The 25,943-nt window shown below is 33.5% G+C and carries 23 protein-coding genes; 19 read left to right on the top strand and 4 right to left on the bottom strand.

Features of this window, described 5'->3' with window-relative positions; all coding sequences use genetic code 11:
• Positions 1 to 52 precede the first annotated feature (52 nt).
• The 3 genes from BCR21_RS12325 to BCR21_RS12315 are packed head-to-tail and all read left to right on the top strand — an operon-like array spanning position 53 to position 6,113.
• Entirely contained in the window at positions 53 to 1,159 is a 1,107-nt protein-coding gene (locus BCR21_RS12325; protein ID WP_069646746.1) for a DNA cytosine methyltransferase, read from the top strand.
• Positions 1,160 to 1,170: 11 nt separating this feature from the next.
• Positions 1,171 to 4,254: an ATP-binding protein gene (locus tag BCR21_RS12320; protein WP_069646745.1), complete on the top strand. Its 3,084-nt coding sequence runs from the start codon at positions 1,171 to 1,173 to the stop codon at positions 4,252 to 4,254.
• Complete coding sequence (locus tag BCR21_RS12315) at positions 4,251 to 6,113, top strand: hypothetical protein (protein ID WP_069646744.1); 1,863 nt, start codon at positions 4,251 to 4,253, stop codon at positions 6,111 to 6,113. The genes BCR21_RS12320 and BCR21_RS12315 overlap by 4 nt, the downstream gene beginning before the upstream one ends.
• A gap of 76 nt (positions 6,114 to 6,189) precedes the next feature.
• On the opposite strand, the gene BCR21_RS12310 is transcribed toward BCR21_RS12315, so the two are convergent.
• Positions 6,190 to 6,591 carry a hypothetical protein gene (locus BCR21_RS12310; protein WP_240488097.1) on the bottom strand — a complete coding sequence of 134 codons (402 nt, stop codon included), beginning with the start codon at positions 6,589 to 6,591 and terminating at the stop codon, positions 6,190 to 6,192.
• Positions 6,592 to 7,638: 1,047 nt separating this feature from the next.
• On the opposite strand from BCR21_RS12310, the gene BCR21_RS12305 reads away from it, so the two are divergent.
• On the top strand, positions 7,639 to 8,067 hold the full coding sequence (locus BCR21_RS12305; RefSeq protein ID WP_069646742.1) for a hypothetical protein: 429 nt from the start codon (positions 7,639 to 7,641) through the stop codon (positions 8,065 to 8,067).
• 103 nt (positions 8,068 to 8,170) lie between these two features.
• Here the strand turns inward: BCR21_RS12305 and BCR21_RS12300 are convergent, their stop codons facing one another.
• Positions 8,171 to 8,416, bottom strand: coding sequence for a hypothetical protein (locus tag BCR21_RS12300; protein ID WP_069646741.1), 246 nt, complete (start codon positions 8,414 to 8,416; stop codon positions 8,171 to 8,173).
• Positions 8,417 to 8,497: 81 nt separating this feature from the next.
• Positions 8,498 to 9,352 carry an Rgg/GadR/MutR family transcriptional regulator gene (locus tag BCR21_RS12295; protein ID WP_069646740.1) on the bottom strand — a complete coding sequence of 285 codons (855 nt, stop codon included), beginning with the start codon at positions 9,350 to 9,352 and terminating at the stop codon, positions 8,498 to 8,500.
• Between the two features lie 328 nt (positions 9,353 to 9,680).
• On the opposite strand from BCR21_RS12295, the gene BCR21_RS17285 reads away from it, so the two are divergent.
• The 8 genes from BCR21_RS17285 to BCR21_RS12255 all read left to right on the top strand — a co-directional run bounded on the left by BCR21_RS17285 (position 9,681) and on the right by BCR21_RS12255 (position 16,434).
• The gene (locus BCR21_RS17285) at positions 9,681 to 9,815 is read left to right on the top strand and encodes a hypothetical protein (RefSeq protein ID WP_276204495.1); all 135 of its coding nucleotides are present in this window, start codon (positions 9,681 to 9,683) and stop codon (positions 9,813 to 9,815) included.
• A gap of 92 nt (positions 9,816 to 9,907) precedes the next feature.
• Positions 9,908 to 11,284: a radical SAM/SPASM domain-containing protein gene (locus BCR21_RS12285; RefSeq protein ID WP_069646738.1), complete on the top strand. Its 1,377-nt coding sequence runs from the start codon at positions 9,908 to 9,910 to the stop codon at positions 11,282 to 11,284.
• A gap of 18 nt (positions 11,285 to 11,302) precedes the next feature.
• On the top strand, positions 11,303 to 12,931 hold the full coding sequence (locus BCR21_RS12280; RefSeq protein WP_069646737.1) for an ABC transporter ATP-binding protein: 1,629 nt from the start codon (positions 11,303 to 11,305) through the stop codon (positions 12,929 to 12,931).
• 256 nt (positions 12,932 to 13,187) lie between these two features.
• Entirely contained in the window at positions 13,188 to 13,499 is a 312-nt protein-coding gene (locus BCR21_RS12275; RefSeq protein WP_069646736.1) for a TIGR04197 family type VII secretion effector, read from the top strand.
• On the top strand, positions 13,496 to 13,873 hold the full coding sequence (locus BCR21_RS12270) for a DUF3958 family protein (protein WP_069646735.1): 378 nt from the start codon (positions 13,496 to 13,498) through the stop codon (positions 13,871 to 13,873). The genes BCR21_RS12275 and BCR21_RS12270 overlap by 4 nt, the downstream gene beginning before the upstream one ends.
• A complete protein-coding gene (locus BCR21_RS17105; protein ID WP_205684847.1) occupies positions 13,863 to 15,188 on the top strand; it encodes a hypothetical protein in 1,326 nt (441 codons plus the stop codon). Before BCR21_RS12270 ends, BCR21_RS17105 begins: the two co-directional genes overlap by 11 nt.
• On the top strand, positions 15,178 to 15,726 hold the full coding sequence (locus BCR21_RS12260; protein WP_069646734.1) for a hypothetical protein: 549 nt from the start codon (positions 15,178 to 15,180) through the stop codon (positions 15,724 to 15,726). Before BCR21_RS17105 ends, BCR21_RS12260 begins: the two co-directional genes overlap by 11 nt.
• A gap of 411 nt (positions 15,727 to 16,137) precedes the next feature.
• Positions 16,138 to 16,434 (top strand): hypothetical protein, encoded by a 297-nt coding sequence (locus BCR21_RS12255; protein WP_139125660.1) that lies wholly within the window; start codon positions 16,138 to 16,140, stop codon positions 16,432 to 16,434.
• Positions 16,435 to 16,677: 243 nt separating this feature from the next.
• On the opposite strand, the gene BCR21_RS12250 is transcribed toward BCR21_RS12255, so the two are convergent.
• Positions 16,678 to 18,945, bottom strand: a complete 2,268-nt coding sequence (locus BCR21_RS12250; protein ID WP_240488096.1) for a family 10 glycosylhydrolase — start codon at positions 18,943 to 18,945, stop codon at positions 16,678 to 16,680.
• 221 nt (positions 18,946 to 19,166) lie between these two features.
• On the opposite strand from BCR21_RS12250, the gene murQ reads away from it, so the two are divergent.
• From murQ to BCR21_RS12215, 7 genes are all read left to right on the top strand, one after another.
• Positions 19,167 to 20,066 (top strand): N-acetylmuramic acid 6-phosphate etherase, encoded by a 900-nt coding sequence (gene murQ, locus BCR21_RS12245; protein WP_069646732.1) that lies wholly within the window; start codon positions 19,167 to 19,169, stop codon positions 20,064 to 20,066.
• A gap of 37 nt (positions 20,067 to 20,103) precedes the next feature.
• Complete coding sequence (locus BCR21_RS12240; RefSeq protein WP_069646731.1) at positions 20,104 to 21,426, top strand: PTS sugar transporter subunit IIC; 1,323 nt, start codon at positions 20,104 to 20,106, stop codon at positions 21,424 to 21,426.
• Between the two features lie 84 nt (positions 21,427 to 21,510).
• Positions 21,511 to 21,804: a hypothetical protein gene (locus BCR21_RS12235; RefSeq protein ID WP_069646730.1), complete on the top strand. Its 294-nt coding sequence runs from the start codon at positions 21,511 to 21,513 to the stop codon at positions 21,802 to 21,804.
• 11 nt (positions 21,805 to 21,815) lie between these two features.
• Positions 21,816 to 22,718, top strand: coding sequence for an N-acetylglucosamine kinase (locus tag BCR21_RS12230; protein ID WP_069646729.1), 903 nt, complete (start codon positions 21,816 to 21,818; stop codon positions 22,716 to 22,718).
• Entirely contained in the window at positions 22,715 to 23,803 is a 1,089-nt protein-coding gene (locus tag BCR21_RS12225) for a DUF871 domain-containing protein (RefSeq protein WP_069646728.1), read from the top strand. The genes BCR21_RS12230 and BCR21_RS12225 overlap by 4 nt, the downstream gene beginning before the upstream one ends.
• 50 nt (positions 23,804 to 23,853) lie before the next feature.
• A complete protein-coding gene (gene anmK / locus BCR21_RS12220) occupies positions 23,854 to 24,981 on the top strand; it encodes an anhydro-N-acetylmuramic acid kinase AnmK (RefSeq protein ID WP_069646727.1) in 1,128 nt (375 codons plus the stop codon).
• A gap of 93 nt (positions 24,982 to 25,074) precedes the next feature.
• Entirely contained in the window at positions 25,075 to 25,926 is an 852-nt protein-coding gene (locus BCR21_RS12215) for a MurR/RpiR family transcriptional regulator (RefSeq protein ID WP_069646726.1), read from the top strand.
• Positions 25,927 to 25,943: the final 17 nt, after the last annotated feature.

Raw genomic sequence — 25,943 nt, 5'->3', positions numbered from 1 at the left:
GTTATTATTACATTGAGTATTTATACATATTTTTTGGATGGTGAATTTACTTATGGGGAAAAAAAAGATAGTTGCTATAGATTTGTTCAGTGGTTGCGGTGGAACCAGCTCTGGATTGATCAAAGCTGGCATAGATGTAAGAGCTGCAGTTGAAATAAATAAAGTTGCAACAAAAACATATACTAAAAATATAAGTGCGCATGTCATTGAAGAGGATATTGTCAATGTGTCTGGAAGTGAACTTTTAGATAAAATAAAACTTAAGCGAAATGAGGAATTATTGTTAGTAGCATGTCCACCCTGTCAAGGTTTTTCTTCAATCGGAAATGGGACAGAAGACGATGAGAGGAATCAATTGGTCTATCAATTTGTAAGACTAGTGAATGAATTGAGACCAGCTTATGTTTTGATGGAGAATGTTTCTGGTATGTCAAAAGGAAAAGGAAAAAAAATTTTTAAAGATGTTTTAAAAAAATTTGATTTGCTTAATTATGAAATTAACTCTGATATTCTAAATTCGGCAGATTTTGGAGTTCCTCAAATGAGAAAAAGGTTAGTTCTTCATGGTGTGAGAAGAGATATATATGAAAAAATGGTTGCTAAAGATATGAATTTAGAATTACCCAAACCAACTAATATAAATCCATCCTCCAAGGAAAACCCTGAAGAGCTACCAGTTTGGGAGACGGCAGGTTCCGTATTCAACTTACCTAGATTATCTGCTGGAGAGAAGCATCAATCAGAAACTGTTTTCAATCATTATGCTAATGGATTATCTGATATAAATAAAGAGCGAATTCGTCATATAAGAAGAAATGGTGGTAGTAGAGATTGTTTACCTGATAGACTAGTTTTAAACTGTCATAGAGGTAAGCAAGGTCACGGAGATGTGTACGGGATTATCGATGTAAATAGACCAGCACCAACCATGACTGGAGGATGTATGAGTTATACAAAAGGTAGATTTGGGCATCCTGTAGAGGATCGAGCAATTAGTGCAAGAGAGGCTGCCAGAATTCAATCTTTTGAGGATGAGTTTATTTTTGAGGGAACTAATGGAGAAATTGCATTACAAATAGGAAATGCTGTGCCTGTAAAATTAGCAAAAGCTAGTGGGGAATACTTTCAATGGTTAAATAGAAAGTTAAATGAAAAGTAGAGGGTGTTTTGATGGGATCATTTAAAACGAGTGCAAGAGCAGTTGAACTCCTTGGTAGAAAACAAATTAGAGATAGTATAACGGCCCTTGCGGAGTTAATGAAAAATTCATACGATGCAGATGCTGAATTTTTACAAGTGGATTTTGTTACAAGTGAAAACAAGTCTATATCTTTATGTGATAATGGCGTGGGTATGGATGAAGAGGACATAAAAAATAAATGGCTAGTGTTAGGAACTAAATCAAAAAAGTCGAGGGAAAAAAGAACCACAGAAAAAAATAGACGCTTGATGGGAGAAAAAGGAATTGGCAGGCTTGCAGTTGCCAGATTAGGACAACAAATGTGGCTTATATCTAAGAAAAAAGATTCAGGCTGGAACATCCTATTTTTGAATTGGAATCTTTTTGAAAACCCTGACCTTTTTCTTGATGATGTACAAATCCCAGCAGAATATAATGTTTCTTTTTTAAATTTTGAGAGATGTTTCAAGCATTTGAAAGAGTTGCAGCTTAAGAATCTTGAAGTGAGTATATGGAATACAGAAAAACATATTAAAACAAAACAACACTGGATTGAACAAATTGAACGTAACCAACCAGACTTGAAATTGATTAATGAATTGTGTGAACAAATTGAACTAGAAGGTAATCAAGGAACGATAATTTATTCAAATTGTTTAAATGACGACTGGTATCGTTATTTGAGCGCTGAAATAACAACTAAGGAAGATTTAGTAGCTACTAAAAATAAAAAAAGATTGCATGCATTTATAAATGACTTAAATAATGCAGACGATGATTTTAAAACTGAAATATTTTTGGATGGTGAAGTGAAAAAGTTCGATGCTGAATTCAATAATAATGACTTTAGTATTTATGATGTAAAAATAGAAGGAAGAATTGAAAAAGGGTTATTCTTTGGTGAAATAGATGCTAAAAATGTTGATGCTAATCTATTGTATGAAGCTAATAAAATTTTGTCATCAGGATTCAATGTTACTGCTGGAATTTTGAATTGGGAAAAATATGATTGTGGTCCTTTTGCGATTAAATTTTGTCATGTAGAGAGTGAAAAAGGGAAATCATCTTTAACAGATGATGAACGCAAAATTGTTGAAGAAAGAAATGACATAGTAGGTGGTATTTCGATCTATAGAGATAATGTTAGGGTATTACCTTATGGTGAATTGGAGAATGACTTTTTAGGTATTGAGCAAAGAAGGACTAAACATGCTGGGAATTACATGTTCAGTCATAGAAATACTTACGGAAGGATAGATATTACTTCTGCGGAAAATCCTATGTTAGAGGATAAATCTAGTAGAGAAGGTTTACTAGAGAATGAAGAATTTTATTACTTTATAAAGACTATTGAAAATTTATTGATTAGGTTAGCTCGTGAATTGTTGACAGATGCTAGAGTAAGCTCATTAAAACTTAGAGATTCATATGTGAAAAAAAATGAAAAAAATTATGAAAAGAAAAAACGTATTTCAGCTTATGAAAAAGAGTTAGATACAGCTTATAACGCAGAAAAAAGGAGAGCAGAGCAAAGGCTCAAACTTGAAAAAAAGAAAATAAATTCTTTTATTAATAATCAAGTAAAATTCATAGATCAACTTATTAATGAAATGAATGGTATTCAGGATATTACTTACAAAGAGCTACTTAGTAAATCTTCAGAATTAGATCATTTGAGGAGAAAACTCCAAAATGAATTGAAAATGAACGAAGATGAAGCATTAATTGAAACTTCTGAAAAATTTGAACACAGATATTCAGTTGATTTTTTAGATGAAATAGAAGGCCACAATCACGAGATAACTAGAATGGTAAGTAAACATGTTGAATATATAGAAGGAATTATTCAAGAACTTTCAATCGAACTTTCTGAAGAAATTAAACGCCAAAAGGATCGATTTGTAAATAAAGAAAAAATAGTTCGAAATTTAATGGAAAAACATGAAGAAATCAAAAAAGTAGTGAAAAGTAACCAAAGTACTATTGAAGAAATGATTAAAAATTGTGAGACTATATTTAGTAAAAGATCAAGTGAACTTGATCAACTCTTAAAACAGCAAACAAAGTTTTCAGAAGAAATTATTGCTGAGGTTCAAGATTTATCGAAAAATTATTATGGAAGTTTAGAGAGTTTTGAAGAAAAATTAAAAAGAATTGATGTATCCGATAAAGAAGATATTGAACTTGATCAAAAAATGCAAGTACTAACTAAAGAAATCCTTGAGTTAGAATCGTCATGGAAGGATAATTTTGAGAAGAGTGTAAAGATTATAGATGAGGAAAGGGAAAGTAGAGAATCACAATTTAAAATCTTGGAAAGTAAATTCAATAGTGAAGAAAATTTTATAGTTAATGATTTATCTAGAGACAATTATCATTTAAAAAATGAATTAGAAATTTATTCGGATTTAGCTTCTTTAGGATTAAATGCAGAGATTGTAGATCATGAAATGAATCAACTTTTTGTTAATGTATTTGATGCTATCAATCAAGCCAAATTAGGAATTGATGACGAATACGCTGAATATTATTTAAATCAAATTGATGCTGGTTTTCGTGCAATATCCTCTCGACAAAGTCAGTTATCTCCAGGTTTGCGCACGAAGAATACTTATAAGAAAAAAATTAATATTAGAAAAATGATAGATGATTTAAGCTTTTTCTTTGTAAATAGACTTGAGCATAATGGTATTGATTTTATCAATAAAGTTTCTGAAGATGTTGAGTTGAAAATCTCTCTTTCTAAGGTTTATCCTGTATTATCAAACATAATTTATAATGGTATTTATTGGGTAACTGATAGAGATGAAAAAAAAATATTAGTACATTATGATAGAGATGAAAACGCTCTATATATTGAGGATTCTGGCCCAGGTATAACACCTAGAATTAAAGACAAAATTTTTGAGCCTTTTTTTTCAACAAGTAGTACAGGAAGAGGTCTGGGTTTAACAATTAGTAAAAAAGTTCTAGAAGAACAAGGATATTCTTTAGAAGTTGTTTTAGATCAAAAGGATAAAATATTAGTTGGTGCATGTTTTAAAATTAAATTTAATGAGGAGAGTTTAGGTTGAACGCTACGAGTTTAAAATTAGTATTAAATAATTATTTGAGTCATATTATTTACTTAGATGATCAATTTAAAATTTTTTGGGAGCGAACGGGTGGAACTACAATTAGTGAAACTCCACAGAAGAAACCAGCTAGAATAAGGGCTAGTAATAATAAAACAGAAGCTAATAAGACAGATACTTCACAGGTGAAAAAAGATGGGAAATTTGACGGGAAAGAACTATATAATTTTTGTTTAGCAGCCCAAACTGACTTTTCAAATTTAACAATAACTCCGTTGATTTATGATAAAAAATATGATCAAGATGAAGATAAACGACTAGAATTAAATGAAAAACTGAAGACTGCTAAACTTATAGTGATAGATGGAAACTTATCAGAAAATTATCATGCTATTGATGTTGTCGAAAAACTGAAAAATAGCGAAGAATTAAAATTAGTTGTAGTATATACTGCACAAAAAATAGAAACGATAGGAAAATTTAATGAAAAAAACTATGAATTAAGAGAGCAAGTATTTAAAAATGCTCAGGGGCAGGAAGTTACATACAATTATACAATTACGGATGATTTTTCATTAATGATTTGTGAAAAAAGAGAATTTAATTTCAACGATATAGTAAATGCTTACACAGAACTCTTCTTGAAATTTTATGGTTACTTTCCAATTGGCTTTATCGATATGATAAATACAATTGAACAAAAAAATTCAAAGTATTTATTTAAATTTTCTAAACCCTTTGATTCACTTATGTTTTTACAAACGCAAGCAGAAGGATTACCTCTTGAGGATGTTGGTGATAGTTTAAAAAACATGTTGATTAATAATATTCGTCAAGACATCGAATTGAATACCAATATTTTAAAAAATATTTATGAAGAAGAACTTAATGAAATTAGTAAGAGTTTAGATAAAGATAATTTTGAAATTATACTAAAAAATACTTTGGATGATATTTTAAGGAAATCTGGATGCAATAATAAAATATCAAATGTCTTTAAGAAAGATATTGAGATTGATACTTATAAAGAATTGATGAAAAAAGTTGTTGAATCTAAAGAAGATATGAGTAAAACTATTGGTAATGTAAGTAAAGAATTAACAAAGATATATGTGGATAAAAGAATTGAAGCTTTAAAAAATAGCGAACCTCAGTATAAAGATCTTCCAGACTCTTTTTTTAAGGATGCTAAATCTGTTAGGGAATCTGAGATAAGTAGTTTAAGAAATATAATACCTATTTTTCTAACGATGTTTGTGAATAAAAGAAAAAATTTAGGGGAGGATTCAAAGATTGCTAACCTGCTAACTACGCTCAAGATAAATAGATATGAAGAAAAATCTCATAAATTTTCGGATATATTCAATGGTTGTTTTGATGAAAGTTACTTACTGAAGAAAGAGCATGAATCTGAAGTAATAAATAAGCTATTTTCAGGAGATGTTTTTTTTAAAGAAGTAGATGATAAAAAAGAAGTCTTGTTATGTATGACTCCTAGTTGTCATATGTTAAGGCCAAAAAAAGTAGATCATGTGATTCAATTCGTAAGAGGGGTTTGTTGTGATAAATACCCAGTAGAAAAATTTTTAAGAGATTCTGATCATGTAAGTTTGTTGCCAGATCCAGAAAATAGTAATAAAATAATAATTGTGAAATGGCATTTACATGATACTGTGAGTTTAGATCTAAAACAAATAGATGACTCTTGGTTTAAAGCGATTAGACCATATAAAATTATTGATGATTATTACAAACAAATTGTTAGTGAATTTAACTCATTCTACTCAAAAATCGGAGTCGAAAGATTATTCTTAAAAACAGATAGAACAGTAGCAAAAATCATTCTAAGTGAAGATTAGTATAAAGTATTTACTAAAAAGAAATAGTTATAAAAGAGGATGGATTATCTCCATCCTCTTTTATAACATACGCAATCTATTCCAAATCCATTTTCCTAACCTCAAATCCAGTCCCAACCTTCTCAGCCCTAACCATCTCCATCACCAATTCATCCCCCAACCCAATCAACCGATTATAATCCTCATAAAAAGCATGAAACATCTGCGCCCGTGCATAATACTCCTTCACGATCCGCTTCTTATTAATCGGCCCAGACCGAAACTGAAAAAAATGATCCAAAATCGCCAAAGGCTCCTGCCAAGAAGCCATCTTCTCCATAAAATCCCGCAACTCAACAATATCCTGATACGTAACTGCCTTTAAATTCTGTCCTTGTTTATCCATTCTCCTGATCTCCTTCAAATAAGGCGGAGAAAAGCCGATAAGCGCCAAACGAACCCCAAGCCCAAACCCAACTTCTCCCACCAGTTTTTCCACTGAATTTCGTGCTTCAGCGACTCTTTCTCTATATACGCATTGACGAGGCAAACCCATAACCCAGCGCTACAAACGACTTTCAAAGCCTTGCTGTATCCATAACGCCTTCTCCCAGAGTAAAACAAAAAACGATACCGAACCTGTCAATACCGTCATCAATCAGCCAAACTCAACCCACAATTCACTCCTAAACAACCATCAATCCCAAGAAATTCTCAAAACCAACTAGAATTTCAAAAGAAAATTAGGTACAATAAAGAAGCTAGTGCTTCGGTGCTAGCAAATTGGCAACTTGTATAGATAGGTTGTGAATGTCTATGCAAGGCTTCATCGTGTGGTTGCCGCCAAACGATGAAGTGCCTTTTTGTTTTATCCAGTTTTTCATCGATTCTTAAAACGTTCCTCCCTTCAAAAGTACTCATAAGACAGAAAAAAACGGCATTGAGCAGATGCCCAATACCGTCGACAATAGTCTAATCCCATATACACAACAACCAATCATCACCGAAAAAAGCAAAGATTCCCTAGAAATCCCAACCTATTTTAGTTACAATAAAGAAGCTAGTACATGTTGCTAGCGCTATTGGCAACTTGTTTGGACAGATGTGTTGTCTTAACAAGGCTTCGATCGTAAGGTTGCCGCCGAACGATTGAAGTGCCAATTTTTATTTATCATTTTTGAACAGAGGTTGGGGAGAAAACGTCTAGCTCCGAGAAATAAGAGGGAATTCACGGAAAATGTTCTTCAATTTTTTGTGAATTTAAGCTTATTTCCGAAGGAGCTGTTTTTGTACCACCGTTTATCCCAATCTCGATCCTAATTTCTATCCTACACCATTTATTATACAGAAAGACACCACCCACCGCAACGAAATTCGGCATTTCCACCCATTATATAACACCAAAAACAGCTCCCTTATATATAAGATAAAATAACAATTTTTTTTTTGATCCACTCCACGAAATGTCAAAAAATTCATTCTTTTTCTACCCAACCAAAAATGATACGATAAAAGAGGTACAAATAAAGAAAAAAGGAGAAAATAAATGGAGTTGGGAAGGTTATATTCCGATGCGTATCGCAGAGGAATCATGTTGGGCGTGTTCTTTTTATTTCCAGTAGCACTGTGTTTTGGATTGATTATATTTGCGGATGTTGATCGACTGGGCATGCAGCTGGGATTGATCGGTGTAACGTTTAATATGATAGTAGCGAGTTTTGAATTTGTTTTTAGAAAAGATGGGTTGTATTTATATGAAAACGGCTTGGAACTAGTTCATTATAATCGAAAAAAAGTCCTGATGTATGAAGATATTCGTTATTTTACGATTATCAGTACAAGCTATATCTCATTTCATAAGTCACCGCATATCGTCATTCGACTAAAGAATGAAAAACTGATCAAATTATTTTTTGAAGCAAACCAGTTTGCAGCAAGCGAATTGGAGAATAAAGTGACGTATGTAAAATCATAGAAAACGAAAAGTAAAACCTGCCGAGAAAGACGACAGGTTTTTTTAGTTTAAATTGAAGAAATAACATTGTGCTTTTTTTCACAATGATGAGGATAGTTTTTTCTTAAAACTTAAAAATAGATTTGTTCCAAACTTTTGTTGGATGGTCAATATCGTATTTAATTTTAATTGTACTTCCAACTTCACAACTCATAGGTACTTGAATTCTGTTTTCAGAGACATATTTTTCCCCGTCAGCGGTAAAAGAAACGATTGCCCATTTAGAGTTATAAATCTTCATGACTTCGGGAGCCACAAGAAAGACCTCTTCAATAATACCAGTTGTTTCTTCAGTAGTTGAATGTTTCATTTAAATTTCCCCTTCCTTTTTTATTAACTTTAACTAATACTTATTCAAAAATTAAAAATCGAATTTCCATGTGAGCAATTATCAATGACGGAATTGATGGATCTCCTTTAATAAATCTTCTTTTAGTAAATAATCATTGAATAAGCAAACTGTTTGTAAGCCTAATTCTACTCTAGACTCTTCTTGATTGCAAATTCCTTTTCTGACGTTTAGTACTGAAATGAAGTCATATCGTTTTGAATCAGACACTTTTTCCTCTATAAGATCACAAAAATATAAAGCAAGATCAAAAAGATTATTTTGCATCAGTAGGAAAATGAGATTTAAATATATTGATATAACTAAGGGATGAATATTGGTAAAATGATTATATTTTTCAGTTTTCTTTAAAAGATTATTTCCAATGAATACTAGTGAGTCCATTGAGAAATAAAATAAAATACTGTTAATCAAATATATATCTAAAAGAAACCATTCATCGGTGGTCTCTAGATAATGCCAGATTCTCGAAACAATAATTTTATCTATGCAAGGAATTTTATCAAGGGGATTTTGCTGCATATTCTGTAACACAGTTAGTACTTCTAAAATCGAATGGACATACCAATTATATTCTTGATCTAAATAGTCGTTACAAGTTATAACCAATTGTTCAATTTTGTCTTGTTCAAGATTCGATTTGATTGCGATAAATTTTTTTAAGATGTTCCCTTTAGTCATGTCTACTCCATGATTATCATCCATCAAGTATAAAAATTCTTCGAAGGTCAAATCTAGTTTTTCTAACAAGTAAATGAAATTAGACAAAGTAATATCTGAATGTCCGTTTTCAAATTTAGATAAAGTTGTTCTCGAAATATGATTGCCACAAACTTCTTTTTGAGAGATACATTTTGCCTTTCTGACTGTTTTATATGTGTTTCCGTAGTTAAACATTTTCTTAATCCTCCTTTAGAAATAGTGTAAGTTTTAGACTTTATTTAAAGCTATTCCAAATATAGCTATGTACTGAATTTTATGTGATTTTTTTCACAATAAAAGCGTTATTACGATGAAAGAAAAATGTATTTTTATGGGATGTGAAAAAAGTTTACATTTTGAAAAAATAAAATAATAGTTGTTATTATATTATCATAAAGCAAAGGAGGTGTTCAATCATGGTATATATTATTTGGTTTGTTGGAGGATAAAATAAATGAGAGCTATTCAATTTTTTAAGCTTGAAATAAGACAATATAGCTTACGCAAGAATGGAGGTGATACTATGCAAGAACCAAATATGGATACAAGATCGTTTGTTGAATGTGTTGGATGCTCTTTCTGCGGATTATGTGGGCTATCACTTACACTAGGAACAGGATTGTCAATTGTGAGTGGTAAAGATGGAAAATGGTGGTAATTATCGTTGTGGGTTAAATTTTTAATCAACTAAATAAAGTAGGATATACCTTATTTCAAGTTTAAACAATTGTGTACAGAAAGGAGTCCAAAATGAGTAACTATTTATATTGGAATAAAATTTTAGAATTTGTAGTCCAAAAAAATAATAAAGTTGATTTAACTATTTTTGATGAAGACTATGTATATACAAAAGATAATAAGAGTTGTTCTTTAGACTTCGTAGGATTTGAAATCATAAGTAAGATAGATGGAACTAGAACGAAGGAAGAGCTTATTAGTGAATTGTCATGTAAATACAATGATTCGGTTGGAAATGTTGACGACATTGTTTCTAGGTTTTTAGAGAAATTCGTTAATGAAATGGACGTGAAAATTTTTGGAAGAGAAATCTGTGAGAAAATAAATGTCTTTATACGAGAAGAAAATATCAGGTATCCGAAAATTGTCTCAATCGAAATCACTAATACATGCAATATAAAATGTCTTCATTGTTACGGAAATTATGGAGCACTAAAAAAAGAGATGCCAACTTTGGATCAAATAAAGTCATTGTTTGATGAGTTAAAAGCTCTGGGAGTAAATGGTATAGAAATCACTGGAGGTGAATGTACGACACATCCAGACTTTACGGAAATTTTAAGACATGCGTATAAGTTGAATTTTGCTTCCGTTTGTATTTTGACAAATGGAATAAATTTAAATGACGCCCAAATTGAATTAATGAAGAAAAATAGAAGTTCTACATCGATTCAAATAGATTTACATAGTTTAGACGATGACTATGTTACTTGGTTTACCAAACGTCCTAATACAACAGAAAAAATCAAAGAAAATATAATTAAGGTAAAGACTGCTGGAATCGTGTTAAGAGTTGCAACAATTATAACTAGAAATAATTATTCTGAATTGCCAAAAATCGGAGAATGGTTGTATGAGTATGAAATTCGAAACTGGGGAATCAGTCCAGTTATCTCATTAGGAAGAGCTCAGTTCAAGAATGATGAGTTAATATTGACTTTGAATGATCAAGTTAAACTGGAAGAAATTTTAGAGAAACTGTACAGAAAATACAAAAATGATATTCGTTTTAATTCTACAAAAGAACATGAGGGAGAAGTTAAAAATTGTGGGGCTATTGTTAATCAAGCGGTCATTGATAGTAAAGGTAACCTGAAAATGTGTACGATGGATACAGGTGAATATTTTGGAAAGCCGTTGGGAAATGTATATAAAACAGCTGTAAAAGGAATATATGATAGTAACGTAGAGTTTTTGGAAGCATTTGCTCAATTAAAATCTCCTAATCCATCCATCAAAGAATGCAAACAATGTGAGCACATTAGATTTTGTGGTGGTTGTATTTTAAGAGGAATTCTAAAAGCAAAAGAAATTGGCGATAAATGTTTCTGGTATAAGGACGTCGTTAGTCCTGTAATAAAGAAACAATATCCAATTGATATAGCTTAAAATGAGGAAGCGATTCTGATGATAAAAAGTGAAAGAATAAATTTTTTGAAAAAGTATATGGTGAGAAATAAGAAAAATATAGTTATTGGTTTATTGTCCATGATACTATTTTCGTTGATAACCTCTCCGTTATCTTGGATCATTGGTCGTACAGTTGATATGTTATCGTCAACAAATAGAAGCTATGTACAATTACTTCAATTTATTTTAGTTATATTATCTATTCATGTAATCAGCATTCTATTATCGTATATATATCAAATATGTTTTTCAAAAGCTCAACAGAGAATAAATAAAGAACTAAAAGTAGATTTACTTGAGATCGTATTTAATGCTCCGATGAGTATTTTAGAAAAATTTGACAAAGGCTACCTAGTTTCTAGAATTGATGAATCGCAACAGATAAGTTCATTATTAAATCCTGTAAATCTAAGTAGTGTGATTGGAATCTTTAATATATTTTTTTCATTTATCATAATGTTCACCGTTAATTCAAAACTTGCTCTTATGAGTATGTTGATTGTTCCAATTTGCTTTGTTATATCCGTGAAGAGTACAAATAAGATTCAATCTGGTGCAACAGAAATACAAGAAGCAAGTGGGAAAGTAAGCGGAAACATATTTGAAGATTTTAATCGAATTGAAAATATAAAAATATTAAATATACAAAATACTAGGGTAAGTAATATAATGAATAAAATGGACAAGTTATTAAAAAAAACAATTCGTCAGACACGATATTTAATTAGCTATTTACAATTATTTTCTCTAACAAATAGCTTCATAACAGTTCTTATCTTAGGAGTATCTGGTGTTTTTATTATAAGAAATGAGATGACTATTGGTGGGTACACAACATTTTCACTATATTTAAGCCAGATGTTACCAGCTATACAAGGATTATCAAATATAAGCATTACTTTAAAACCGACAATAGTAATAATTGATAGAGTTTTAGAATTATTTTCATTACCAAACGAAAATATAGGAATGAAAAAAATTGAAACTATAGATACTATTTGTTTTTCTAATGTATCTTTTAAATACTCAGATCAGAGTCAATTGTTTTTAAATAGATTAAATTTAAGTATTCAATCAGGTGATAAAGTTTTAATCAGAGGGAAAAACGGAGCAGGTAAATCTACAATATTGAAATTAATATTAGGAATTTATAACGTTACTGGTGGAGAAATAAAAATCAATGGGATGTTAAGTACGGAACTTGATAAAATAAATCTCAGATCTAAGATAGGAATGGTTTCACAGAACATTGAGCTATACAAAGGGACTATTTTGGACAACATTTTATACGGCTGTGAAACATCTTCTGAAGAGAATGTTTTTACTATAATAGAAAAATGCAATCTAAAGAACTATTTTGAAAATTTTCCGGAAAAATTAAATACAGAGTTATCTGATTTAGGAAATGGTGTATCAGGCGGTCAGGCACAAGTAATAGCTTTTTTGAGAGCTTTGATTGGGGAAAAAGAGTTACTAATATTTGATGAGGCAACATCAAATGTTGATCTGAGAACTAGACAATTAATATTTGATGTCTTAGAAAAAAATTATTTTTCTAAAACTGTTTTGATAGTTTCACATTCTGATGAGAAACTTTCATTTGTTAATAAAGTAGTTCAACTATGAGCATGAAATTAAAGAAACATATGAGTAGTTGAAAATTTCTAAATAGAATATATATGGAACGGGCCTATTGCTTTGATCAAGTAATAAGTCTGTTTTTTGCTATTCATAAAAATGCTTTCATTTTAATTTTCAAATTTGCAATTTTTTTACGTCACAATGAAATATTTGATAACTATAAGGTGTGTAAATGTGGCAAAATGGAAGTTAAGGAGTTTTGAGATCTGAGAAGGTAAATAGAGCGCAAAGGGGTTTTTAAATGTCAGAAATTAAAAGTAGCCTAACCGTGGCAGCAAGCGTTTCAGAACAGTTTAGCCAAGCCGCTAGTGGATTTTCTTCTGTAAATGGAGTCACGAGCAAAGCCGAGCGAACAACAGTTAGTGGAAATAATAATGCAAAAAATAGTTTAACCAGTATTCATAGCCTCGGACAGCGTATTTCAAATGCGATTGCTCGTGATGGCAATAATATTCATTCAGTGGCAAAAGAATTCAGCCTGACCGATCAGAAAATCAAAAAAGGTTTTGAGTTGCCACTATTTTCTCCGTCTCTTGGAGGAAACAGTCGATGAATATAGAAGAAAAAGAATTAGAAATCAATCAACAGCTACAACAAGTAAATCTTGATCAAGAGGAGAAATGCCGTGAGATTCGAGAGTTAGAAGATTTGGAAGCGGATTATTTTTCGATTCATCAACAGGAGCAGCGCTATTATCAGGACTTGATAGGCAATAATCAAGGGTCACGATATAGTAGTCATTTCATGGATCTAGATGACGAAGCCAATCGTTTACATCAATATGAGCGCCAACGTTTAGAAGACATAGCAGAACGCCTAGTAGGTGAGGAAGTACAGTTAAGAGATAAAGAAGAGGAATTATACGCTGAGAGAACACAGTTGTTTTCTGCCAAGAAAAAACTGGAGGACGATCGCTATGGCTATTGATTTTTATGTAGGAGAAGTAAAGTCCCAAAGCGCTGCTGCCAAACAGATGGCAAATGAGTATATCCAGTTTTGCGGCACGCTGAAAGATAGTGTGAACCTCTTTATGAATGCGCCACTTTCTAGTAAAACATACGATTCAGCGAAACTTTATTTTTCAGCAGTCTATCCATCTTTGGCTAGTGGGTTTATACTAGCATGTGAGGCCTTAATTGAAGCCCATAGTAAATTCCCAGAAGAGTTTCAATCATCTGTAGATACATGCGATGTGATCGAAGAACAATTAAAAGCAGAGATAGCTCAAGGACAAGCCTTACTGCAAAATATGGCACGCACGATGGATAAAGAAAAAGAACCCAACCAGCGTATGGAACAGCGCTATATGGGCGTACAAAGCTCGATTCAAAAGAATGAAGAAAAGCTACAGAAATTATACGAGTTTAATGCAAGCTCACCGAATTTATTTGCGGATTTTGAAGCACAATTGGCTAATTTGGATGCAGGATTGGCGGAGGTCGAAAAAGGTGCGGCATGGAATCCGACTTCTGGAACGTTTGAAGTGTCTAGGATGAATTTAGCATGGACGAAATCAATTGGTAAAGAATGGGGTAAACGACAGAAAAAATTAGATACGATTAGAAATGCAGAGATGCAAAAAGAAATCGGAAAATTAGATGACTATGAAATAGTTTGTATTGATAATGGTAGAACTAAATCTTGGTATATTAAGAAAAACGGGAAGTGGATTTATCCAGGTGATGAACCTAGATTGTACGGTATACTAAATCAGTGTAAAGACTATTTGAAGAGTGATCAATATAGGGTAACACAACCAAAAATTGTTCGTAATGTTGCGCCCTTAGCGATTCCGGGTGGCCCTGTTCTAGAAAATTTACTTAATGCTGCAAAGGTAACTGCAGGCGCAGCAGCAACGATTGTCGTTGGAAAAGGGATTTTAGATCAGATAAAGAATGCACCTTCTTTGCAGGCGAGTGAACAAAAAGAAGAAAAGAAAGCCAATGATTTTGAAAAAGAAATAGTTAACTTATCTCCTAACGAACGAGTTGCGAAAGTTAGGGAAAAAGCTGATGAAATTGCAGAAGAAAATGGTTGGAATAGAAACAGAGAGTTGGAAAAATTAAATCCTGGTAGAAGAATTTATACAGATGAAAATGGAGAGCACCATTCCTTGGATACACAACATGGACGCTTTGAAAAGTGTAATAAACGTGGAAAACATCAAGGAGAAGAAAATATAGATTTAGATCATACGAAACCGGCAGATAAATCAGGGGGGCATCATATTCGTGTTAAGTAATAAGATAGAAAATATTAAACAAAAATATTATATAGAAAAAAATTTGAATGACTATAAGGAAAAATGTGGAAAAGTAATTGAACTCCCAAAAGAAATTAAGCAGTTCTGTAAAGAGAATAATATTGAAATTCAACCTTTTTCACCAGAAAATGAACCTTCAATGACATGGTATTTTAAATTCAGCCAATATGTTGAAGAAAACTTTTCAGTAACGTATAGTACAAAATTTGAATTATCAAAATTAGAAAATATTTGTTCTTTGATACATTATGCTGAGATTCCTAATAGAGATCCTGAACGAATGGATTCTAAGTTTCTTGTTGATGCGGAAGATGGATTCTGTTTCTCACAAGTAAATTTGGAAGAAGCTATTTTTTCAGCATTGAAAGATTTGGATAGATTATATTTAATGGATAATTTTAGAGAGGTTTCCGATTTAGTTTTCTCAGAGGATGTTACTTTATTTGGTCCGGTTGTAACGTACTTTGATTTAGCTTTCCGTGACATGATTGAAGATATTCATTTGAAAAAATCATGAATAGAAATGAGGGAAAGGAACTGGTGTAAATCGAGGTGGAACATCTGTCGTTGCAATTCCAGTGATAAATGCTAGTGTTCTTGCTATTTCTGGTCATGTGTTGAAACATTCCTTAGTGCTTTTGGTAGTTTGAAAGATGGAAAATATCAGAGGAACGTACTTAAGATAGAGAGCATGAAAGACTTCTTTGAAACGGAATTTGGCTCTACGATTAAAAGTAAGGTATCCAAAACAAAGAAAAATTTTGATGATCTGTCTATAAAGTAGATAAAAAAGTTTCAGAATATATTCGAAAAGGTGATCAATTCTACTTAGATGGATCAATGAACGCAAAAAAGAGTTGTAGCTGTTAGTCAAGGAAGGAGAATTCCATAATGCTAACCGATGATTAAAAAAATAATAGAGCTACTAGTGAAGGTCAATAGATTATATGGAAGTAAGATTTTTGATGCTAATGAAATTCTGGAACTTAAAGAAAATACTAAGGGGATGCAAACGGAACTGTCCAATTTACAAAGTACAATTAATACCTTAAACGTTATGAAATCAAAAGATACTGAAGAACTAGTTTCTAGTTTTGTAGGATTGTATTCAGATTTGAATATGATTATAGATAATGTTATAGAAGTTAAAGAATTTTTGGTACAAGGATTTCCAAATATGGAACGGATCTATGAAGAACAGACGGGGAAAAAGTTAGATAGTTAGTATTTAGCGGTAACATAAAATTGGATGACTTGTTAGTAGCTATGTTTCTTTGAAAAATCTTTTTATAAAACTACAAAAAAAAGAGCTAATCAATGATGCGAATGCCGCATCAATTGATCTAGCTCAATTGGAAATAATCAAGTATATCGAAATTATTACAATACGAAAAGAGTTTACTCTGCTTTAGATTATCAATCTCCAAACGTGAGATACATCAAGCTGAACTCTCTTTTTTATACTTTATTAACGAGAACGTAAAAATACATATCTTCCAATCATAACTAAAAGTAAGACACCGAGTATACTGATGGTATAGGAAACAAATTCTCCTGCTGAAGGGAGATTACTTTTTCCAACAGGTTTGACTGTTGAATCAGTCGAGTTTGCCTCTTGTGTCGTACTACTTGATTCTGATGAACTGTCTTGTGAAGAGTCGGAAGAAGAAGTGTTTGTTTCGCTTTCGCTAGTAGTCGTAGACGTGCTGGATTCATAAATGTATGTCACGGTTTGTGGTTGATCCGTAAAAGACCCCGTAACATTTGCAGGTCGAGCAACTAATTTAAACCCGTCAAATTCTTTTTCTTCTGTTGTATAGGCTTCTCCAATTTTGCCTTCGAGTATAACATTCTCACTTAGTGGCTGCTGGTCATTTGTTTGATAGATAACAGTAACAGGTTTACCTTGTGTTTCAGGAGTAGCATCTTCTACTTGTGTTGCTTCAGATTCGACTCCAGCAGCATCAATAGCCGTTACAACATACTTCATTTCAGCAGATTTATTTCTTGTGGTCTGCGAATCAGTATATGAAAAAGTTGTTTTTTCCTGGTCTTTCCAGATTCGTTTGACGATGTTATTCGGGTCCTCGATGATTTCTTTTTTTGTACCATTTCCTTTGTACAAAATGAAATAACGAGTACTATTTTCTTGTGCATCTTGCCAAGAAAGAGTTGTACCAGAATGTTCAGAAACCTGGCTTAATGAGACCGGGGAATTAATTGGTTGCTGACTTAGCCATGGTTTTTCTGGAATCAAAGTTGGCGTGTTAAAATACTCAGACTTCAGCAATTCAATTGCGTCATTTTTAGCTTGATGTCGTTCTTTTAAAGTAGGATCTAGACTATTGATATCAGAAGGAAGAATATCATTATAACTAAATAAAGTGCTTCCTTTGATGTTTGAATATTGTTGGTTAAATTTCATTTGATTCGGAACTTCTTCAGGATTTAGCCAAGAAGCATCCCAGCCGCCGTTACTCACATGTTTATAGTTTGCATGACCAATATAGACATGCGTATTTGTTCCTTCAGCTACATTATCCCACCAACGTGTCAATTCACCATAAGGCGCAGCTGCCTGATCAAAACTCCAATAAATTTGAGGCGTAACATAATCGATCAATCCCTCTTTCATCCACTTATAAGTATCAGCAAAAATACTGTTAGAATAAGATTTTGAAGAACCTAATGGTGTATTAGAGCCACGAGAATCAATCGCCTTATGTTCCCAAATACCGAAAGGACTGATTCCAAATTGAACGGCTTTTTGATGTTCTTTATTGTGCGTGCCGAGCATTGTTTTTATCCCACTAACTAAATTAGTAATGTTATCTCGACGCCACTCTTCAATATCAGTATAGCCAGAGCCATACGTTTTAAACGTCGCTTCATCTTCGTTATTCATACCAAAATAGTTGGTATCAGATAGACGATAAGGATAAAAATAGTCATCAAAGTGAATCGCATCAATATCATACTTTTCTACAACTTCTTTCATAGAAGCAATAACGTACGCTTGAACTTCAGGAATTCCTGGATTTAAAAAGAATTTTTCATCAAACATTAACACATGTTCAGGATGTTTCACAGCGTAATTAGTTGAGTCTAAAATTCCAGCATCAGAAAAAGCCTTGATTTGTTCTGGAATCGACAAGTTTAGCATTTGTTCTTTGGAAAGTTTGGTCTTATCTAAGACACTTTGGGCAGAATATTTTGTGTTTGATACACGATAAGGATTAAACCACGCATGATATTCCATACCAGCTTGATGTGTGACATCCACCATCCAAGCTAAAGGATCATAACCTGGGTCTTTGCCTTGAGTTCCACTTAGAAATTCTGACCATGGATTTAATTCAGAGGGATACCAAGCATCTAACAATGGTCGAACTTGAAAAATCATAGCATTCATATTCCATTCTTCAAATGTTTTGAGTGTTTTTAAATAATTTTCCTTAAATTCAGTTTCTGATGCTGGTTTCGCCATATTCAAGTTACTGATTGTTGCAACCCAAGCACTTTGAAATTGACTTTTGGGTTGTTTGTATTCTGTTGGGACGGTCACCATTTCACTGGAACCATTATAAAATGGAACAGAAATTGTGGAATCATAGCCAAGAGAATTATCTGCTTTACGGACAAATTTGTGTAAAGTTTCAGATTCCGCGTTTGCATGTGCTGGTAGTAAAAGTATAATCATGCAAGCTAGTAATAAAGAGAATAGTTTTTTTTTCAAATGAATTGACACTCCTTCGATTTTTTTGATAACGCTAACAAAATAGTTCACCGATAATATATCATTTTTGAAATAAAATTTCAACATAATGTTTATTTTTAAGTTTTTTTGTTTCTTTTAAGAAATTTTATTTCATTTTTTATAAAAAACTATTGAAATTTACGTTCGAATTAGGTATATTCTATTGGAACCGATTTAATAAAAAAAGAAGGAGGAAATAAATGCTTGATTCTTTAGCAACAGAAAGTAGAAATAAAGCTACCTTAGCTTTAGATAGTTTTTCAGTAAGAGAAATAGTTGAAGCAATGAATGAAGAGGACAAAAAAGTAGCCGACGCTGTACAAAACGAAACATCTTCAATTACAGACTTGATTGAAGCGGTCGTTACTTGTATGGAGAATGGTGGAAGCCTTTTCTATATTGGTGCTGGAACAAGTGGTCGTTTAGGTGTTCTTGACGCGGCTGAATGTATTCCAACATTCAACACGAAGCCAGAAACTGTTCAAGGGTTAATTGCTGGAGGAATGAAAGCGATGACAATAGCAGTTGAAGGTGCTGAAGATTCATTGACGCTGGCAAAAGAAGATTTGAAGGCCCGTCATTTAAAGAAAGAAGATTTTGTTTTGGGAATTGCTGCAAGTGGGCGAACACCCTACGTTATTGGGGGACTAGAATATGCACGAGAAATCGGTGCAAAAACTGGAGCGCTTTCTTGCAATAAAAATGCTATTATTTCTAATTATGCTGATTATGTTATTGAGGTAGAAGTGGGTCCAGAAGTTTTGACTGGTTCCACTCGTTTGAAAGCTGGAACGGCACAAAAATTAGTACTGAACATGATTTCAACGGCAAGTTTGATTCGCCAAGGGAAAGCCTATCAAAACTTGATGGTGGATGTTCAGCCAACCAATGAAAAATTGGTAGAACGTGCTAAAAGAATTATTGTTGATGCGACAGATTGTTCGATGGAAGAGGCTGCATTTTACCTAGAGGATTCAAATCAAAATCCTAAACTAGCAATTGTTCGGATCCTTTCTGGTGAAAGTAAGGATGTTGCAGAACAATTATTGCAAAAACACAAAGGGTTTGTGGGGAGTGCAGTAAAAGCAAGTGGTAAGTAAGTTGGGAATGAACAAACATTTAAGGGGATGAAAATCAATGCAAAAAGTACTAAATTGGATCGAAGAAAAATTAATGCCGCCAATGGCAAAATTTGCAGAACAACGTCACATGAAAGCAATTCGTAACGGGGTTATTTCTACACTATCACTAATCATGATTGGAACATTATTTTTAACGATTTCTAATTTACCGATACCGGGATTTGAAGAGTTTATCATGCCTTATAAAGCAGATTTAGTGATTCCATTTAGAATTACAATGGGTCTATTGGGGATTTATGGCTCATTCAGTATTGGTTATAACTTAACTAAGTCGTATAAATTAGATGGAATTACTGGTGGGATGCTATCATTAGCAACATTTTTGATGCTGACCATTCCCCAAAATGTTGATGCTTTACTACCAGAAGGTCAAGGGGTAGGTTTGGCTTGGGTAATGCCAATGGATTATCTTGGTGGATCAGGTATGTTCTCTGCTATTATTGCTGCAATTTTTGCCAGTGAATTATATCGTCTTTTTACAAAACACAACATCACGATCCGCATGCCGGAACAAGTACCTCCTGCAGTGGCAAGAAGTTTTGAAGCGTTGATCCCAGGATTTGTGATTATTACACTTGTTTGGATTCTTCGTGTATTAGTTGGTTTTGATGTTAATAAATTCTTGATGGATTTATTTGCACCGCTAGTTGATATTATGGGGAACAACTTGTTGGGTGTATTACTACCAATGTTCTTTATCCATTTATTATGGGCAGCTGGTGTTCACGGTATGAGTATCATCGGTTCACTTGTTCGTCCATTATGGTTAGTCATGTTAGATGGAAATGCGGATGCCTTTGCTTCTGGAACACCAATTACAGAATTACCATATATCGCGCCTGAACAGTTCTATCAATGGACTGTAACGATCGGTGGGGCTGGTGTTTCTATTTCACTATGTATCTTGTTATTATTCTGTCGCTCAAAATTCTTGAAACAAGTGGGTCGTTTCTCACTAATTCCTGGATTCTTCAATATCAATGAAATGTTGATTTTTGGGGTTCCGATCATTATGAACCCAATCTTAGCTTTACCATTTATCGTGGCACCATTAGTAACAACAACAATCAGTTATTTTGCTCTGAAATATGGTATAGTTAACGGATTTATAAGTAATCAAGCATGGACGTTGCCAGCACCAGTTGGAGCGTATTTATCTTCAGGAAATGACTGGCGTATGGTTGTTTTAGTTGTAGTCAATATCTTAGTTGCGATGGCTATTTACTTACCATTCGTTCAAATGTATGATAAACAAATGTTAGCTGAAGAAAAAGAAAATGAAGCATCAGAAGCGGCACAAAATACTCAAACAGCTTAAATAGTAAAAAAATAGTTGGAACAATACAGGTATTAACTGTTTGTTCCAGCTTCATTCATTTTTAGATAATGAAAGGAGAAACTCATGTTAAAACTAATTTTAATTGCAGGAATCATTGGATTCGTTCTGCTGGGTGTAGGCATCACTCATTTATTAGAAAAGAACAATTGGTTACCAAATCGTTGGATTACTGGACTACTCGTTTTTCTAATCATTTTAGTGCCAAGTATGGTCTTTCCACAATTGCCCAATGAAATAAAATTCGTCCTTTATTTCTTAAGTGGGATTCTTGCTGTCGTCTTTTTTGAAACAACACGTGGTTTACTGGAACGCAACGAATACAAAGGAATCGTTAAAACTCAAACCAAAAGAAAGTAGCGGAGTAAATAATGAAGTATATGATTGGCATTGATAGCGGAGGTACAAAAACAGAAGCGATCGTCTATGATTTATCCGGTAAAGAACAACAACGTGTCGTTACTGGGTTTGGGAATATGCTAGTAGATTACGATCAAGGTTTAGCAAATATCAAAGCAGCGATTCAAATGGTTTTGACTGACCGACAAGTTGCAGATTGCCAGCTATTAGTTTTAGGGTTAGCTGGTATTGATAGTGGTGGGCTAAAAGAAGTTTTAATGAAGGAACTTGCTTATTTTCAAGTGCCGCTTGTTTTATTGAATGATGGGCAATTGGCTCATTACGCATTACTTCAAGGCGAAGCGGGTGTTTTGGTGATAGCAGGAACGGGTTCGATTTGTTTAGGGATGAAGCAAAATGAGTGGTATCGAGTAGGTGGCTGGGGACATTTATTTGGCGATGAAGGTAGCGGTTATTATATTGGGAAACTAGCGATTCAACAAGCATTAGCCGAGTATGATACACAGAGTAAATACAGTCTATTAACAGAAAGGTTATTCAGCTATTTTAATCTAACGACCACTTTAGAGTTAGTAAAAAAGGCCTATCAATTGACCAAAGACCAAATCGCAGCACTTGCGAAAGAAGTAGCTGAACTAGCGCACAAAGACCCCACAGCTGCGGCTATTTTAACTAAAGCAGGAATGAAACTCGGTGAGGAAGTAGAAAAACTTATTACCAAAATGAAATTAGAGAATCAGCTAGTAAAAATTGGGTTGAACGGTAGTGTCGTTGAAAACAATGAACTTGTACGTCAGGCCTTTTTTGCATATTTAAAGAACTGTTCATTTGAACCTGAATATGTCCAAAAGGAAAGTTCTAGCGCAAAAGGCGCATATTATTTTTATCAAAAGAATGGAGCGGAAGAAAAATGAGAAGATTAGGTATTTCTGTTTATCCAAATCACAGTAGTGTGGCTGAAATCAAAGAATATATGGACTTAGCAGCAAAATATAATTTCAAACGGGTGTTTACTTGTTTGTTGTCAGTAGAAGAAGGCAAAGATAAAATCGTGAAAGATTTTACCGAGACGATTCATTATGCGACATCTTTAGGGATGGAAGTTATCGCTGATGTTAGTCCAAAAGTTTTTGGTGAGTTAGAAATCAGTTACAATGATTTATCATTTTTCAAAGAAATTGGCGCTGATGGGATTCGTTTAGATTTGGGATTCACTGGTAACGAAGAATCTATTATGACATTTAATCCACAGGGGTTAATGATTGAATTGAATATCAGCTCTGGTACACGTTATTTGGAAAATATTTTAAGCTATCAAGCCAATGCCGATCAACTATTAGGCTGTCATAATTTTTACCCTCATCGTTATACAGGCTTGAGCTATGACCATTTTATTGAAACAACAAAAGTTTATAAAGAAAATGGGATACATACAGCGGCATTTGTGAATTCACCATCTGCGACAATTGGCCCATGGCCAGTTGAAGAAGGGTTGTGTACTTTAGAAATGCATCGCGAATGGCCAATTACGACCCAAGCAAAACACTTATGGGCAACTGATTTAGTGGATGATGTAATCATCGCCAATGCATTTGCATCAGAAGCAGAGTTAAAAGCGTTGAGTGAGATCGATCCTTACAAATTGACATTTGATTGTGTGATTGAAGATAAAACACCTGAGCTAGAGCGTAAAATCATTTTAGAGGAATTCCATTTTAATCGTGGTGATATTTCCGATTACGTGGTTCGTTCAACACAAAGTCGTGTAAAATACAAAGGACATAAGTTTGAACCATTTAATACAGTTGATATGGCGACAGGTGATATTATCGTTGAGACTTCTTTATATGCGCACTATGCAGGTGAGTTACAAGTAGCTTTATTGCCAATGGAAAACTCTGGAAAATCAAATGTAGTTGGAAAAATTTCTGAAGCTGATCAAATTTTATTGCCATATCTAAGACCATGGCAAAAGTTTGCATTTAATGAAGTAAAATAAGGACAAATGAGCTAGTTTAGAGTATTTAAAGGAAAGTGTGGGAAAAAAACATGGTATACGCAGTGGGACTAATGTCTGGAACTTCTTTGGATGGAATTGATGCCGCCTTAGTCGAAATTTCTGGTAAAGAAGAACAAACGTCGGTAAAATTAATTGAATTTTTAACGTTACCATTTGCAGCAGACCTTTTAAGTCATATTAGAGATGCGCTTTCACTTGAAGAATCGAATGTGGAGAAAATTTGTTCGTTGAATTTTGAACTAGGAGAACAATTTGCACAAGCCGTTTTAGCTGTGTGTGAGCAAGCTGATATTTCTCTAGAACAACTAGCATTTATCGGTAGCCATGGACAAACACTATTTCATATTCCGTTTGCACGTGAACAATTACGTGCATCAACATTCCAAATAGGAGACCCGGCAATTATTTGTGAACGGACTCAAACGACAGTTGTATCAAACTTTAGAGAACGCGATATGGCTGTTGGTGGTCAGGGGGCACCGATCGTTCCTTATTCGGAATATGTGTTATACAGAAGTGATGAGGCTACTCGTATTTTACAAAATATTGGTGGAATCGGTAATTTGACCGTGATTCCTAAAGCGGCTCAACAAGAAGATTTGATAGCATTTGACACAGGTCCTGGAAATGTTATTATGAATGAGTTGTGTTTACATTTTTTTGATATAGAGTATGATAAAAATGGAGTATATGGGAAACAAGGAACAGTGAATCCGGAGTTGCTTCAAGAATTGATGGCTCATCCATACATCAAAAAGCCTTATCCAAAAACAACTGGAAGAGAAGATTTTGGCAAACAATTTACCCAACAATTGATTCAAAACTGGCCATTGGCTCCAGCTGATATGATTGCAACAGCAACGATGTTTACAGCTAAATCGATCGCATTATCTGTTCAACCTTTTATTCAAGGAAAGACAGAATTGATTATTGGTGGTGGCGGCAGCTATAATCCAACGCTTGTCTCAATGATCAAACAAGCATTACCAGAAGTAGAGGTATTGATCCAAGAAGAGATCGGCTTTTCATCAGAAGCAAAAGAAGCAATCGCTATGGCTGTTTTAGCTAATCAAACGTTACAACATAGCAATGGCAATGTCCCAAGTGCCACTGGGGCTAAAAGAGCAGTACCTTTAGGTAGTATTACTTATTATTAATAGTAGTCATCTGATGAGGGCGCGTGAATTTTTTGCGCTCTTGTCTTACATATTAGCAATGAAGATTGAAGTGAAAAAGAGGAGCTGGAACAAATGAGCGGTGAAAATATTCAGGGAAGAATCATCAGTATGTTGGACGTAATGCCGAATTCTGAACGGAAAATCGGTAAAGCGATTCTGGATAACCCATCAAAGGTAATCGAAATGACAGCATCTGAATTGTCAGCAGAGGCTGGAACCAGTCCAGCATCAGTGATTCGTTTTTGCAAAAAGATTGATGTTCCCAGTTTTACTCAATTAAAAATTCGTTTGTCGGCGGAAATTGAAATGCCAGTTTATGAAGGCTATTCAGATATTACCGCCAATGAATCAGTAAATGAAATCAAGTCAAAGCTATTAGGTAATGCTTACCAATCCATGCAGGAAACAGTGGCTTTATTAAATGAGCAACGAGTAGAAACAATCGTTGATTTATTAGTCAAAGCGCCGATCATTTATGTGTTTGGGATTGGGGCATCGTATTTAGTAGCAGAAAATATTGCTCAAAAATGGAATCGAATCGGTAAAACAGTCGTTTGTGTACAAGACTCTCATGTTTTGGTAACAATCTTAGTCTCAGCGCCCAAAGATGCAGTGTTTTTCTGTGTTTCCCATTCAGGAGAGACAAAGGAAGTGCTGCGCTTGCTTGATGTAGCCAAAAAACATCAATTAAAAACGATTGGGTTGTCTCAGTTTGGGAATAACACATTGACGAATCAAGCTGAATACTCGCTTCAGACCGTACGTTCCAATGAGGCTGTGCTTAGAAGTGCAGCAACTACGTCATTACATGATCAATTTATTGTCGTGGATGTATTGTTTTATGCGTATGCTTCTAGGAATTTTGATCGAACTTTTGAGATAATTCAAGAGTCTAAGGATGAAGTTAAGAAATATGAAAATTAGGTCCCCATTTATTTAAA

Origin of the sequence: Enterococcus ureasiticus, assembly GCF_001730285.1 — a bacterium.
Lineage (GTDB): Bacteria > Bacillota > Bacilli > Lactobacillales > Enterococcaceae > Enterococcus_L > Enterococcus_L ureasiticus.
This window is presented reverse-complemented; position numbering and strand designations above follow the sequence as displayed.

What these genes read in the sequence shown, in the direction of transcription:
- BCR21_RS12285 (WP_069646738.1), top strand. Translation starts at nt 9,908, where the DNA reads ATGAGTAACTATTTATATTGGAATAAAATTTTAGAATTTGTAGTCCAA.
- BCR21_RS12280 (WP_069646737.1), top strand. Translation starts at nt 11,303, where the DNA reads ATGATAAAAAGTGAAAGAATAAATTTTTTGAAAAAGTATATGGTGAGA.
- BCR21_RS12230 (WP_069646729.1), top strand. Translation starts at nt 21,816, where the DNA reads ATGAAGTATATGATTGGCATTGATAGCGGAGGTACAAAAACAGAAGCG.
- anmK (WP_069646727.1), top strand. Translation starts at nt 23,854, where the DNA reads ATGGTATACGCAGTGGGACTAATGTCTGGAACTTCTTTGGATGGAATT.
- BCR21_RS12295 (WP_069646740.1), bottom strand. Translation starts at nt 9,352, where the DNA reads ATGTTTAACTACGGAAACACATATAAAACAGTCAGAAAGGCAAAATGT.
- murQ (WP_069646732.1), top strand. Translation starts at nt 19,167, where the DNA reads ATGCTTGATTCTTTAGCAACAGAAAGTAGAAATAAAGCTACCTTAGCT.
- BCR21_RS12225 (WP_069646728.1), top strand. Translation starts at nt 22,715, where the DNA reads ATGAGAAGATTAGGTATTTCTGTTTATCCAAATCACAGTAGTGTGGCT.
- BCR21_RS12300 (WP_069646741.1), bottom strand. Translation starts at nt 8,416, where the DNA reads ATGAAACATTCAACTACTGAAGAAACAACTGGTATTATTGAAGAGGTC.
- BCR21_RS12270 (WP_069646735.1), top strand. Translation starts at nt 13,496, where the DNA reads ATGAATATAGAAGAAAAAGAATTAGAAATCAATCAACAGCTACAACAA.
- BCR21_RS12215 (WP_069646726.1), top strand. Translation starts at nt 25,075, where the DNA reads ATGAGCGGTGAAAATATTCAGGGAAGAATCATCAGTATGTTGGACGTA.
- BCR21_RS12325 (WP_069646746.1), top strand. Translation starts at nt 53, where the DNA reads ATGGGGAAAAAAAAGATAGTTGCTATAGATTTGTTCAGTGGTTGCGGT.
- BCR21_RS12320 (WP_069646745.1), top strand. Translation starts at nt 1,171, where the DNA reads ATGGGATCATTTAAAACGAGTGCAAGAGCAGTTGAACTCCTTGGTAGA.
- BCR21_RS17105 (WP_205684847.1), top strand. Translation starts at nt 13,863, where the DNA reads ATGGCTATTGATTTTTATGTAGGAGAAGTAAAGTCCCAAAGCGCTGCT.
- BCR21_RS12275 (WP_069646736.1), top strand. Translation starts at nt 13,188, where the DNA reads ATGTCAGAAATTAAAAGTAGCCTAACCGTGGCAGCAAGCGTTTCAGAA.
- BCR21_RS12305 (WP_069646742.1), top strand. Translation starts at nt 7,639, where the DNA reads ATGGAGTTGGGAAGGTTATATTCCGATGCGTATCGCAGAGGAATCATG.
- BCR21_RS12240 (WP_069646731.1), top strand. Translation starts at nt 20,104, where the DNA reads ATGCAAAAAGTACTAAATTGGATCGAAGAAAAATTAATGCCGCCAATG.
- BCR21_RS17285 (WP_276204495.1), top strand. Translation starts at nt 9,681, where the DNA reads ATGCAAGAACCAAATATGGATACAAGATCGTTTGTTGAATGTGTTGGA.
- BCR21_RS12235 (WP_069646730.1), top strand. Translation starts at nt 21,511, where the DNA reads ATGTTAAAACTAATTTTAATTGCAGGAATCATTGGATTCGTTCTGCTG.